Here is a 12,992-nt window from a genome sequence, read left to right on the forward strand (position 1 = left end):
ACGTTTCTTGATTAGCGGGTTTCGACTTTTTCGGGGGTGATGTACTCGATCTTCGGCGGCGCGCTCATGCATTTGACCGCGACGCGGCCGAAGGTTTTCATGTGCTCGGCGGTCCGGTGCGGCCCCAGCGCTTCCATGTTTTCCCACTGCTCGACGAACACCATCTTGGAATGGTCGGTGACGCTTTCATGCAGATCATAGGCGATGTTGCCCGGCTCTTTCCGGGTTTCCATGATGCAGGCGGTGGCCGCCGCGATGAAATCGGCGCGCGTTTCAGGCTTGATGGTCAGCGTGGCAACGACGTAAATCACGAAGAATCCTCCCGGATTTTTGTTCTGGCTAAGACTGCCTGGGAGAAACCCTAGTACATGAAATAGCGCTGCGCCATGGGCAGTACCTCGGCCGGCGCGCAGGTCAGAAGCTCGCCGTCTGCGCGTACCTCATAGGTCTCGGCATCGACCTCGATCTTGGGCGTGGCGCCGTTATGGATCATGCTCTTCTTGGAGATGCCGTCCCGGGTATTTTTCACCGGATAGAGCTTTTTGGCGATGCCGAGCTTGCGCGCCAGCCCGCCTGTGATCGCGGCCCTGGAGGTGAACACCACGGATGAAGCGGTCAGCGCCTTGCCGTATGCCGCGAACATCGGCCGGTAATGCACGGGCTGCGGCGTCGGGATCGACGCGTTGGGATCGCCCATCGGAGCTGCCACGATCGAGCCGCCCTTGATGATGCAATCCGGCTTGACGCCAAAGAACGCCGGCGACCACAGCACGAGGTCGGCCATCTTGCCCTTCTCCACCGAGCCGATCAGCTTCGACACGCCATGCGCGATCGCGGGATTGATGGTGTATTTGGCGATGTAGCGCTTGACGCGGAAATTGTCGTTGTTGCCCTTGTCCTCGGGCAGCGAGCCGCGCTGCTTCTTCATCTTGTCCGCAGTCTGCCAGGTGCGGATGATGACCTCGCCGAGCCGGCCCATGGCCTGCGAGTCCGACGACATCATCGAGAGCGCGCCGAGATCGTGCAGAATGTCTTCCGCCGCGATGGTTTCTTTCCGGATGCGGCTTTCGGCGAACGCGAGATCTTCCGCGATCGACGGGTCGAGATGGTGGCACACCATCAGCATGTCGAGATGCTCGTCGATGGTATTGCGCGTGAACGGCCGCGTCGGGTTGGTCGAGGACGGCAGCACGTTCTTCAGGCCGGCAATTTTTATGATATCCGGCGCGTGGCCGCCGCCGGCGCCTTCGGTGTGGAAGGCGTGGATGGTGCGGCCCTTGAAGGCCTTCACTGTGTCTTCGACAAAGCCGGACTCGTTCAGCGTGTCGGAATGCAGCATCACCTGGACGTCGTAATCGTCGGCCACCGACAGGCAGTTGTCGATCGCCGCCGGCGTGGTGCCCCAATCCTCGTGCAGCTTGAGCGCACAGGCGCCGCCCTTGATCATCTCCACCAGCGCCGCCGGGCGCGCCGCGTTGCCCTTGCCGGAAATGCCGAGATTGACCGGAAATGCGTCGAACGACTGGATCATCCGCCCCATGTGCCAGGGGCCGGGCGTACAGGTGGTGGCAAAGGTGCCGTGCGACGGGCCCGTGCCGCCACCCAGCATCGAGGTGACGCCACTCATCAGCGCGTGTTCGATCTGCTGCGGGCAGATGAAATGGATGTGGCTGTCGAAACCGCCGGCGGTGAGAATCTTGCCTTCGCCCGCGATGATGTCGGTACCGGGACCGATCACGATGGTCACGCCGGGCTGGATGTCGGGATTGCCGGCCTTGCCGATCGCGGCGATCATCCCCTCCTTGATCGCGACGTCGGCTTTGACGATGCCCCAGTGGTCGACGATCAGCGCGTTGGTGATGACGGTGTCCGCCGCGCCCTGCCGGTTGGTGACCTGCGACTGGCCCATGCCGTCGCGGATCACCTTGCCGCCGCCGAATTTCACCTCCTCGCCATAGATCGTAAAATCCTTTTCGACCTCGATGATGAGATCGGTATCGGCCAGCCGCACCCGGTCGCCGGTGGTGGGCCCGAACATGTCGGCATAGACGGAACGTTTGATTTTTACGGACATGTTATTGCTCCACCAAATGCAAATAGTTCAGCGCTAGCTCGCGCACTCTCTTCCGCCTGTGTGTGCGGCTTACCCCTCTCCCCAACCCTCCCCCGCAAGGGGGGAGGGAGCCCGGGCACCGTGCTCACCTCACGTCGCGCAACTCCTGCACGAAGCATCACGGCTCCTCCCGGAGGTCGTTCGCATCTGTCAGGGACGCATTAGCGGAAGGGTTCCCTCCCCCCTTGCGGGGGAGGGTTAGAGAGAGGGGTGACGCTTGCTCCGCTGCTTCCGCGATCGTGAGGACAACACCCTCAAGATTTTTCATGACGTCGTCATTGGTGAACCGCAGCACGCGATAACCGCGCGAAGCAAACCACTCATCCCGCCTGGCGTCGTAACGGATACGTTCTTCGAAATCATGGCTCTCGCCGTCGAGTTCAACGACAAGCTTGCAGGAATGGGCGACGAAGTCCGCGATGTAGTGCCCCATCGGGCTCTGTCGGCGAAATCCGAGTCCGGCGAGTCGATTTGCTTTCAAGTGACGCCATAACAATGTTTCGGCACGTGTCATCTCGCGCCTCAATTGCTTGGCGCGGGTACGCTGAATCTTGCTGACCTCGTCGTGTGGCATCCCCCTCTCCCCGACCCTCCCCCGCAAGGGGGGAGGGAGCGCAGTCAGTGTGCTCACCTCACATTTGATGGCGATACCAGCGATCACAGCTTGCCCTGTACCTCGCCGCGAAAGCCGTAGACCACACGCTTGCCCGCAAGCGCGACGAGCTGCACGTCGCGGGTCTGGCCGGGTTCGAAGCGGACCGCGGTGCCGGCGGCGATGTCGAGGCGCATGCCGCGGGCTTTCTTGCGGTCGAACTTCAGCGCCGGATTGGTTTCGAAGAAATGGTAGTGCGAGCCGACCTGGATCGGCCGGTCGCCGGTATTGGCGACCGTCAGCGTCACGGTCTTGCGGCCGGCATTGAGTTCGATCTCGCCGTCCTGGATGAAGCGTTCACCGGGGATCATGATTTGCTACCTCGTAACATTTTGCAGCGTCATGGCCGGGCATAGCCGTCTGAAGGACGGCGTCGCTTCCGCTCGCCTATGTCCCGGCCATCCACGTCTTACTTTCTGTTTCAAGAAAGACGTGGATGCCCGGCACAAGGCCGGGCATGACGAAATGAAAGATCTCGCACTACTCACCTTATCGGCTCATGCACGGTGACGAGTTTGGTGCCGTCGGGAAACGTCGCCTCGACCTGGATGTCGTGAATCATCTCGGGAATCCCATCCATGCACTGCGCCCGCGTAATCACCTGCGCGCCGGCCTGCATCAGATCGGCCACTGTGCGGCCGTCACGTGCGCCCTCGACGATGAAATCGGAAATGATCGCGATCGCTTCGGGATGGTTGAGCTTGACGCCGCGCTCCAGCCTGCGGCGCGCCACCATGGCGGCCATTGAGATCAGGAGCTTGTCTTTTTCGCGGGGGGAGAGATTCATGCGGGCACTCGAGTAATTGGATCGATCTTAGTTGAGCCAGAGACGTTAGTTGAGCCAGAGACGTTAATTAAGCCAGAGTCTTGGCAGCGGCACGCCGGAGGCGCGGCCGAGCACGGTCATCATGTCGGCGCGGAGCCGCGCCGCATCTTGGGCACAGAAGCGCGCCATTGCAAATCCATTCCACGCGGAGATTCCGACCTCGCCGCCGAACGTGTCAGCAGCTTCGCGGATCCGCTCCACTACGGCTTCATCGCCGGGCACGATCAGCGCGGTGCCGATTGCAACGCCGCCTTTGGCGATGGCGGGTTGCGCGAGCTTTGCGCCGATATCGCCGGCGAGCCGGATGGTTTCGGCAAACACCAGCCGGCCACCGCGGCGCAGCCGCCAGCGATCGACGAACTCGCCATGCAGCATCCGCTCGCCCATCGCGGCGCGGCCGAACACCACGATTTCGCACAGCAAAAGCGAGGCGTCATCCGCTAGGTCGATATCGATACGCCGCAAGATCCGCGCACGGTCGAACAGGATGGTCTCCTGTGGCAACCAGGAAAGGTGCGCCCCCGCCTCGGCCCTGAGCGCAATGTTGAGCTGGGCCGCAGGTCCCGGCGCGCGATAGACCTTCTCGGCCGCCGCGGTCGTCAGCGTCAGCCGCGCGCCCTCACCGGCCGCAATGTCGATGTCGAAGCGGTCGCCGCCGGCGATGCCGCCCGCCGTGTTGACGAACACGCCGGACAGGCCGTCGTCTTCGGGCGAGGGAAACCGCACGCGCAGCGAGCCGGATTCATGCAAAGTCCCGCGGCGGGTGACACCATCCTGCAGCCGCACGTCGAATTTGACCGCGCCCCGGGCCCGGTTGTCAGCGAAAGTCGATGAAGCTGCGCCCGTCGTTTCGGTCCGCATCCGTTCCCCAAACCGGCCGCCGCGGCTCAATCCGTTTTAAAGTTACAGCGCCATCTGGCGGCTGATCTCGGCGGGATCCATCGCGCTCCGCTCGCACGCAAATTTCACCGCGCCCCGGTCCATGACCGCGAAATTGTCGCCGAGCTCGCAGGCAAAGTCGAGATATTGTTCGACCAGCACGATCGCCATGGTGCCGAGGCTCCGCAGATAGGAGATGGCGCGGCCGATATCCTTGATGATCGAGGGCTGGATCCCCTCGGTCGGCTCGTCGAGCAGCAGCAGTTTCGGCCGCATCACCAGCGCCCGGCCGATCGCGAGCTGCTGCTGCTGGCCGCCGGAGAGGTCGCCGCCGCGCCGGCCGAGCATCGAGTTCAGAACCGGAAACAGCGAGAACACGTCGTCGGGAATATTGCGGTCGTCACGCTTCAGCGGGCCAAAGCCGGTCTTGAGATTTTCCTCCACCGTCAGCAGCGGAAAAATCTCGCGGCCCTGCGGCACGAAGCCGATGCCTTTTCGGGCCCGCTCATACGGCTTGAGGCCGGTGATATCGTCGCCGTTGAGCGTGATCGAACCCGAGGCAATCGGATATTGGCCAACCATCGCGCGCAGCAGCGAGGTCTTGCCGACGCCGTTGCGGCCGAGCACGCAGGTCACCTTGCCGGGCTCGGCCTTGATCGAGACGCCGCGCAGCGCCTGCGCCGCGCCGTAATAGAGGCTGATGTTGTCAACGTTTAACATGCGATGCCCTTTTCGGGCGAATGGCGCGTAGCGAATGGCGAATAGTAAAAAGAACCCATTCGCTATTCGCCATTCGCTACTCGCCCTCTACCTTCCCAGATACACTTCGACCACGCGATCATTGCGCGAAACCTGGTCGATGGTTCCCTCCGCCAACACGGTGCCTTCGTGCAGGCAGGTCACCTTGACGCCGAGTTCGCGTACGAAGGTCATGTCGTGCTCGACCACCATGATGGTCTTGTCCTTGTTGATTTCCTTGAGCAGCTCGGCGGTCTGATGGGTCTCGACGTCGGTCATGCCGGCAACGGGCTCGTCGACCAGCAGCAGTTTCGGATCCTGCGCCAGCAGCATGCCGATCTCGAGCCATTGTTTCTGGCCGTGCGACAGGCTCCCGGCGAGCTTGGTCCGCGAATCCTTCAAGCGGATGGTTTCCAGCACGCGCTCGATGCGCTCGGCGTCGGGCTTGCTGCCGCGCCAGAACAGCGTGCCCTTGACGCTGTGATCGACATTGAGCGCCAGCAGCAGATTGTCCTCGATGGTCTGGCTCTCGAACACCGTCGGCTTCTGGAATTTGCGGCCGATGCCGAGTTCGGCGATGCGGGTTTCATCGAGGCGCGTCAGGTCGGTGACGCCGTCGAACAGCACCACCCCCTCGTCCGGCTTGGTCTTGCCGGTGATGATGTCCATCATCGTGGTCTTGCCGGCGCCGTTGGGGCCGATGATGGCGCGCATCTCGCCCGGCTCCAGCGTCAGCGACAGATTGTTGATGGCGTGGAAGCCGTCGAACGAGACGTGCACGCCGTCGAGATAGAGCAGCGCGGACGTCGTCCTGGTATTCATCGCGTTCATGCGCTCACTCCGCCGGCTTCGGTGCGCTGATGCCGTCTTCGCGCGCGGCACTTTCGGCGTTGAGGCGCCTTGCGCTCCACGGCTCATACCAGGCATTGAAGGTGCCGATGATGCCCTTCGGCAGCAACAACGTCACCAGGATGAACAGCGCGCCCAGCATGAACAGCCAATACGGCGCCAGCGGACCCGAGGTGAACACGGTTTTCGCGTAATTGACCACGATGGCGCCGAGCGCAGCCCCGATCAGCGTGCCGCGGCCGCCGACCGCCACCCAAATCACCGCCTCGATCGAATTGCCCGGCGCGAATTCGCCGGGGTTAATGATGCCGATCTGCGGCACATACAGCGCGCCGGCGACGCCGGCCATGCAGGCCGACAGCGTGAACACGAACAGCTTGTAGGATTCGACGCGGTAGCCCAGAAATCGCGTGCGCGACTCGGCGTCGCGGATCGCGATCAGCACCTTGCCGAGTTTCGACGTCACCACCGCGCGGCAGATCAGGAAAGCGATGATGAGCGCCAGGCAGCTCAGGATGAACAAAGCGGCGCGGGTGCCGTCGGCCTGGACGTTGAAGCCCAGAATGTCCTTGAAGTCGGTCAGGCCGTTATTGCCGCCGAAGCCGAAATCGTTGCGGAAGAACGCCAGCAGCAGCGCGTAGGTCATCGCCTGCGTGATGATCGACAGATAGACGCCGGTGACGCGGGAGCGGAACGCCAGCCAGCCGAAGCAGAAGGCGAGCAGGCCCGGCACGACCAAGACCATCAGCGCCGCGAACCAGAACATATCAAAACCGTACCAGTACCAGGGCAGCGACGGATAGTTCAGGAACACCATGAAGTCCGGCAGGATCGGATTGCCGTAGACGCCGCGGCTGCCGATCTGTCGCATCAGGTACATGCCCATCGCGTAACCGCCGAGCGCGAAGAACGCGCCATGGCCAAGCGAGAGAATGCCGCAATAGCCCCAGATCAGATCAATCGAGAGCGCCAGAATGGCGTAGCAGACATATTTGCCGAACAGCGCCACCAGATAGGTCGGCACCTGGAACATCGAACCTGACGGCAGCAGCAAGTTCGACAGCGGGATCAGCACGCCGAGACCGGCGACGATCAGCAGGAAGACGGTCGCGCTGCGATCTAGCGAGCGGGTAAGGACATGCGGCGTCATAGGTGGTCACCTCTCCCGCTTGCGGGGGAGCATAGGTCGCCTACGGCGACCGTTCTTAGCCGAGAACGCCGAAGCGAAGCTTCGGCTATGGCGCTCGTCAGAGCGCGGCGGGTGGGGGTGTCTCCACTAGGCGACGGCGCTCGTGGAGAGACCCCCACCCCAGCCCTCCCCCGCAAGCGGGAGAGGGAGTCAGAGCGCAGCGCGGTGAAGCATCCCATTGCAACATGCGGCGTCATGCTTCGATCGCCCGTCCCTTGAGCGCGAACAGGCCGCGCGGCCGCTTCTGGATGAACAGGATGATCAGCACCAGGATCGCGATCTTGCCGAGCACGGCCCCCGCCACCGGCTCCAGGAACTTGTTGGCGATGCCGAGCGTGAAGGCCCCCACCAGCGTGCCCCAGAGATTGCCGACGCCGCCGAACACCACCACCATGAAGCTGTCGATGATGTAGCTCTGGCCGAGGTTGGGGCTTACATTGTCGATCTGCGACAGCGCCACGCCGGCGATCCCGGCGATGCCGGAGCCGAGGCCGAAGGTAAGCGCGTCGACGCGCGAGGTGGCGATGCCCATCGACGCCGCCATGCGGCGGTTCTGCGTCACCGCGCGCATCTCGAGCCCGAGCGCCGTGTAGCGCAGCATCGCGAGCAGGATGGCGAACACCGCCAGCGTGAAACAGAGGATCCAGAGCCGGTTGTAGGTGATGGTGATCTGGCCGAGTTCGAACGCGCCGCTCATCCAGGAGGGATTGCCGACTTCGCGGTTGGTGGGGCCGAACGCGGTGCGCACCGCCTGCTGCAGCACCAGCGAGAGACCCCAGGTCGCGAGCAGGGTTTCCAGCGGGCGGCCGTAGAGGAAGCGGATGATGCTGCGCTCGATCAGGACGCCGATCGCGCCCGCAACAAGGAAGGCCGATGGCACCGCGATCAGCAGCGAATAGTCGAACAGGCCGGGATAGCTGGTGCGGATGACCTCCTGCACCACGAAGGTGGTGTAGGCGCCCAGCATCACCATTTCGCCGTGGGCCATGTTGATGACGCCCATCACGCCGAAGGTGATCGCAAGCCCGATCGCCGCCAGCAGCAGCACCGAGCCGAGCGACAGGCCGTACCAGGCGTTCTGCACCATCGACCACATGGCAAGATTGCTCTGGATCGCGGAGATCGCACCGGCCGCGGCCTGCGCCACCGGCGGCGACGCATCGCTGCCGAGGCCCGTCAACAGCGCGAGGGCTTCCTGATCGCCGCGCGCCTTGATGATGGCGATGGACTCCAGCTTCTCCGCGTCTGACGCATCCGACTTGTAGAGCAGGATGGCAGCGCGGGCCTCGGCAAAGGCCGCCTTCACCGCCTTGTTGGTCTCTTTGGCCAGCGCGCCGTCGATGACCGGAAGCGCGGCCTCCTCATGGCTCTTGAAGACCGATTGGGCGGCCGTCAGCCGCTTGGCCGGATCTGGCGACAGCAGCGTCAGACCGCCGAGGGCGGCCTCCACGGTGCGGCGCAGGCGGTTGTTGAGGCGGACAGCAACGGCACCCGCGGGCAGGCTGGCCACCGCAGCCCCGGTCGCCGCATCGATGATCTTGCCGTCGGCCCCCGTGACGAAAACTTTCTTGGATTCCGGATCAGCCGACAGCCGGCCATCCTGCAGCGCGCTGATGATCGGAAAAGCCAGCGGATTGCCCGAGGTCGCGACCGCGCCGATCGCCTCGTCGGTGTCGGAGAACTCGTCATTGGCGAATTTGGCGACCGCATCCTCGAACGGTCCCGCCAGCGCCGGCACAGCGAACGCTGCGATCAGGAAAAATGACAGAACAATAGCGCGAAGACGGTCAAAGAAATTGGCAGGCACGTTACAACCCCGGCAGGAGTAAGTGGAAGGCGGCGACATCGCCGCCTTCCGGGTCTTCTCTTGGAAGTTTCTTCTTGCAGTCAGACCATGATCCTTCGGATCATATCGGGGTCAGGAACCCTGACCGCCGCACTTGTTGGTCTTGGTGTTGTAGTTGCCGCACTTCTTGCCAACCCAGTCGCCGATCAGGTCCTTGGAGCCATCGAGCTCCTTCGACCATGCATCGCCGGCCACCAGGCCCGGGGTCTTCCACACCACGTCGAACTGGCCATTGGCTTTGATTTCGCCAATGAACACCGGCTTGGTGATGTGATGGTTCGGAAGCATCTTCGAGGTGCCGCCGGTCAGGTTCTTGGCTTCGATGCCGGGCAGCGCGTCGATCACCTTGTCCGGATCGGTCGACTTCACCTTCTCGACCGCCTTGACCCACATCTCGAAACCGATGACGTGTGCTTCCATCGGGTCGTTGGTCACGCGCTTCGGGTTCTTGGTGTAGGCCTGCCAGGCCTTGATGAACTTCTCGTTGGCCGGATCCTTGATCGACTGGAAGTAGTTCCAGGCGGCCAGATGACCGAGCAGCGGCTTGGTGTCGATGCCGGCGAGCTCTTCTTCGCCGACCGAGAACGCGACAACCGGAATGTCGGTCGCCTTGATGCCCTGGTTGCCGAGCTCCTTGTAGAAGGGAACGTTGGCGTCGCCGTTGATGGTGGAGACGACGGCGGTCTTCTTGCCGGCCGAACCGAACTTCTTGATGTCGGCCACGATCGTCTGCCAGTCACTGTGACCGAACGGCGTGTAGTTGATCATGATGTCTTCCTGCTTGACGCCCTTCGACTTCAAGTAGGCTTCGAGGATCTTGTTGGTGGTGCGCGGATAGACGTAGTCGGTGCCGGCCAGCACCCAGCGCTTCACCTTCTCGTCCTTCATCAGATAGTCGACGGCCGGGATCGCCTGCTGGTTCGGCGCCGCCCCGGTGTAGAACACGTTGCGCTCGCTCTCCTCGCCCTCGTACTGCACGGGGTAGAACAGGATCGAGTTCAGCTCCTTGAACACCGGGAGCACGGATTTGCGCGACACCGAGGTCCAGCAGCCGAACACGACAGAGACCTTGTCCTTGGTGATCAGCTCGCGGGCCTTTTCCGCGAACAGCGGCCAGTTCGACGCCGGGTCGACCACGACGGCCTCGAGCTTCTTGCCGAGTATGCCGCCCTTCTTGTTCTGCTCGTCGATCAGGAAGAGGACGGTGTCCTTCAGCGTGGTTTCGCTGATCGCCATGGTGCCGGAAAGCGAATGCAGCACGCCGACCTTGATGGTCTCCTGCGCCTGCGCGCTGCCGAATGCGGCCAGGCCCAAAACCAGGCCCGCGGTCGCCGCCAGCCAGCGGCGGCGGCTCAGCGTCGCTATATCGTGGGTAAGTTGTGTAAGCATGAAATGTCATCTCCCTGACGCAGGCGTGAAACGCTGCGAAACGGCCCCAACGGCCGCCTGCGTTAACGGAATCGCAAGAAGCGTGCCACGGCCTGAGCACAGGGTAAGTCTATAGAATCGCAGTATAATCTTCCGCTTGCGGGGAAATCGCCGAGAAGTCCGCCTATTTTTTGGGCCAACAAAATGTATTCTTTTACGGCAAACAGTCTATTTTTTAGGCAAAATAGGCCATTTGTCTAATTTTACGGCACGAAAATTTGGCGATGCAGGCCAACGAGAGTGCACCGGAACTTGCGAATTTCCGGCTGTTTCTTAACCGCGCCAAGCATATCCGGCGATTTACCTTGAAAGCGCCGCGTTCATGTTCCATATGAGCCCCGTGACCTAGAGAATCATCAGGTCCTTGCGAGCCGCGTGTTCTGATCCCGTTCAACGGTTTCTGGCTTGCCCCTTCAGCCTAGCAAAACCGACGCCCCAAACACGCGGGTGTCTCAGACACCCCTCGCGCGCTCCTGGCTGTATCGGCCGGGCGCCTGCCTTTTTAATGGAAAGAACCCTCTTTTGACCTCCTTTCAGGATTTCGGCCTTGCCGATCCCATTTCGCGTGCCCTCAAGGAAGAAAATTACCTCACCCCGACGCCCATCCAGGCCCAGACCGTCCCCCTCGCAATGACCGGCCGTGACGTGGTCGGCATCGCCCAGACCGGCACCGGCAAGACCGCAGCCTTCGCGCTGCCGATCCTGCACCGCATTCTGGAGAACCGCATCCGGGTGCAGCCCAAGAGCTGCCGCGTGCTGGTGCTCTCGCCGACCCGCGAATTGTCGGGTCAGATCCTCGACAGCTTCAACGCCTATGGCCGCCACATCCGCCTCTCCTCGGCACTCGCGATCGGCGGCGTGCCGATGGGCCGTCAGGTCCGTTCCGTGATGCAGGGCGTCGAAGTCATGGTGGCCACCCCCGGCCGCCTGCTCGATCTGGTGCAGAGCAACGGCCTCAAGCTGGGCCAGGTCGAGTTCCTGGTGCTCGACGAAGCGGACCGCATGCTCGACATGGGCTTCATCAACGACATCCGAAAAATCGTCGGCAAACTGCCGATCAAGCGGCAGACGCTGTTCTTCTCGGCGACCATGCCCAAGGACATCGCCGAGCTCGCCGAAGCGATGCTGCGCGACCCCGCCCGCGTGGCGGTGACGCCGGTGGCCTCCACCGTGGAACGCATCACCCAGCGCATCATCCAGGTCGATTTCGCGGCCAAGCAGGGCATACTGGCCCAACTCCTGAAGCAGGAACCGGTCGACCGCGCGCTGATCTTCACCCGCACCAAGCATGGCGCCGACAAGGTGGTGAAGGCGCTTGCCAAGTCCGGCATCAACGCCAACGCCATCCATGGCAACAAGTCGCAGAACCACCGCGAGCGCGTGCTGGCGGCGTTCCGCACCGGCGAGATCCGCACCCTGGTCGCCACCGACATCGCCGCCCGCGGCATCGACGTCGACGGCATCAGCCATGTGGTGAATTTCGATCTGCCGAACGTACCGGAAACCTACGTCCACCGGATCGGCCGCACCGCGCGCGCCGGCGCCGAAGGCGTTGCGATCTCGCTGATCGCAGGCGCCGAGGAAATGGGTTATCTGCGCGACATCGAGCGGCTGATCCGCGTGGCGCTGCCCCGCGAAGACCGCCGCACACCGGGCACCCGGGATGCAGCTCCCGCGCCGTCCCAGAACCGGGGCGGCCGGTCCGCACCGCGCGGCCATTCCGCCCACGGCCATGGCCATGGCGGCCGTTCCCATGAGCAATCGCCGGGCTCAAAAGGCCCTCGCCGTCCCCGCCGCGGTGGTGGTAATAATGCCGCGTCGCAGCCGACCCGGCATGAGTCGCCGCGTCCGGCGCAGGGTGGCAACAGCGAAAGCATTCAAGGCGTCGCCTTCTTGCATCGCGAGAGCCGCCCGAATACCCAACCCAACCGTACCCATCGGCCGCAGCGCTAGCCTCGATCGATCTGGAGACAAATATGGCTAAAGAAGAGCTGATCCAGTTCGAAGGACTGGTGACCGAAATCCTCCCCGACGCGCGCTACCGCGTGCAGCTCGACGCAGGACACGAAATTGTTGCCTACACCGCCGGTAAAATGAAGAAGAACCGGATCAAGACGCTGGCAGGCGATCGGGTCACGATCGAAATGTCGCCCTATGATCTGGAGAAGGGCCGGCTGATTTTCCGTCACAAGGATGAGCGCCCCTCGAGCGGTCCCCCGCGTGGTGCACCGCCGCGTGGCGGCCAGTTCCGCCGCCGGTAACGGGCTTCCAGCGACTGATTGCCATCGTGCCCGACAGATGATGTCGGCGCGCGATGGACCGGGCTTGCCCTGATCAAAAAATCGTGCACGTCAGGATTGTTTTGGACCCCTTGATCGAATAATATTGGGCATCGATTTTCGGCCGGACGACATTAGCTATCCACCGGTACAGCCGGTTTAGACGCTGACGACCCTTCCAAAAATTCGATCT

The 12,992-nt window shown here is 62.8% G+C and carries 13 protein-coding genes; 2 read left to right on the forward strand and 11 right to left on the reverse strand.

Annotation, left to right across the window (positions count from 1 at the left end; all coding sequences use genetic code 11):
- Positions 1 to 11 precede the first annotated feature (11 nt).
- The 11 genes from JQ574_RS29045 to urtA all read right to left on the reverse strand — a co-directional run bounded on the left by JQ574_RS29045 (position 12) and on the right by urtA (position 10,481).
- On the reverse strand, positions 12 to 311 hold the full coding sequence (locus JQ574_RS29045) for a putative quinol monooxygenase (RefSeq protein WP_192737171.1): 300 nt from the start codon (positions 309 to 311) through the stop codon (positions 12 to 14).
- 50 nt (positions 312 to 361) lie between these two features.
- Positions 362 to 2,074 (reverse strand): urease subunit alpha, encoded by a 1,713-nt coding sequence (ureC, locus tag JQ574_RS29050; RefSeq protein ID WP_212206317.1) that lies wholly within the window; start codon positions 2,072 to 2,074, stop codon positions 362 to 364.
- A gap of 157 nt (positions 2,075 to 2,231) precedes the next feature.
- A complete protein-coding gene (locus tag JQ574_RS29055; protein WP_212206315.1) occupies positions 2,232 to 2,687 on the reverse strand; it encodes an endonuclease domain-containing protein in 456 nt (151 codons plus the stop codon).
- Between the two features lie 83 nt (positions 2,688 to 2,770).
- A complete protein-coding gene (locus tag JQ574_RS29060) occupies positions 2,771 to 3,076 on the reverse strand; it encodes an urease subunit beta (protein WP_212206313.1) in 306 nt (101 codons plus the stop codon).
- Positions 3,077 to 3,249: 173 nt separating this feature from the next.
- Positions 3,250 to 3,552: an urease subunit gamma gene (locus JQ574_RS29065; protein ID WP_192737167.1), complete on the reverse strand. Its 303-nt coding sequence runs from the start codon at positions 3,550 to 3,552 to the stop codon at positions 3,250 to 3,252.
- 63 nt (positions 3,553 to 3,615) lie between these two features.
- Positions 3,616 to 4,452 (reverse strand): urease accessory protein UreD, encoded by an 837-nt coding sequence (locus JQ574_RS29070; protein WP_212206305.1) that lies wholly within the window; start codon positions 4,450 to 4,452, stop codon positions 3,616 to 3,618.
- A gap of 42 nt (positions 4,453 to 4,494) precedes the next feature.
- Positions 4,495 to 5,190 carry an urea ABC transporter ATP-binding subunit UrtE gene (gene urtE, locus JQ574_RS29075; RefSeq protein ID WP_212206304.1) on the reverse strand — a complete coding sequence of 232 codons (696 nt, stop codon included), beginning with the start codon at positions 5,188 to 5,190 and terminating at the stop codon, positions 4,495 to 4,497.
- A gap of 87 nt (positions 5,191 to 5,277) precedes the next feature.
- A complete protein-coding gene (urtD, locus tag JQ574_RS29080) occupies positions 5,278 to 6,039 on the reverse strand; it encodes an urea ABC transporter ATP-binding protein UrtD (RefSeq protein WP_212206303.1) in 762 nt (253 codons plus the stop codon).
- 4 nt (positions 6,040 to 6,043) lie between these two features.
- A complete protein-coding gene (gene urtC, locus JQ574_RS29085; protein ID WP_212384123.1) occupies positions 6,044 to 7,207 on the reverse strand; it encodes an urea ABC transporter permease subunit UrtC in 1,164 nt (387 codons plus the stop codon).
- A 232-nt stretch (positions 7,208 to 7,439) separates the two neighbouring features.
- Positions 7,440 to 9,053, reverse strand: a complete 1,614-nt coding sequence (urtB, locus tag JQ574_RS29090) for an urea ABC transporter permease subunit UrtB (protein WP_212384126.1) — start codon at positions 9,051 to 9,053, stop codon at positions 7,440 to 7,442.
- Between the two features lie 111 nt (positions 9,054 to 9,164).
- The gene (urtA, locus tag JQ574_RS29095) at positions 9,165 to 10,481 is read right to left on the reverse strand and encodes an urea ABC transporter substrate-binding protein (RefSeq protein ID WP_212206297.1); all 1,317 of its coding nucleotides are present in this window, start codon (positions 10,479 to 10,481) and stop codon (positions 9,165 to 9,167) included.
- Between the two features lie 561 nt (positions 10,482 to 11,042).
- On the opposite strand from urtA, the gene JQ574_RS29100 reads away from it, so the two are divergent.
- Together JQ574_RS29100 and infA are read left to right on the forward strand one after the other, a co-directional pair.
- Positions 11,043 to 12,473: a DEAD/DEAH box helicase gene (locus JQ574_RS29100; protein WP_212206296.1), complete on the forward strand. Its 1,431-nt coding sequence runs from the start codon at positions 11,043 to 11,045 to the stop codon at positions 12,471 to 12,473.
- Between the two features lie 23 nt (positions 12,474 to 12,496).
- Positions 12,497 to 12,781: a translation initiation factor IF-1 gene (gene infA / locus JQ574_RS29105; protein ID WP_211999774.1), complete on the forward strand. Its 285-nt coding sequence runs from the start codon at positions 12,497 to 12,499 to the stop codon at positions 12,779 to 12,781.
- Positions 12,782 to 12,992: the final 211 nt, after the last annotated feature.

The sequence above is a fragment of the Bradyrhizobium sp. AUGA SZCCT0158 genome (genome assembly GCF_018130065.1).
Lineage (GTDB): Bacteria > Pseudomonadota > Alphaproteobacteria > Rhizobiales > Xanthobacteraceae > Bradyrhizobium.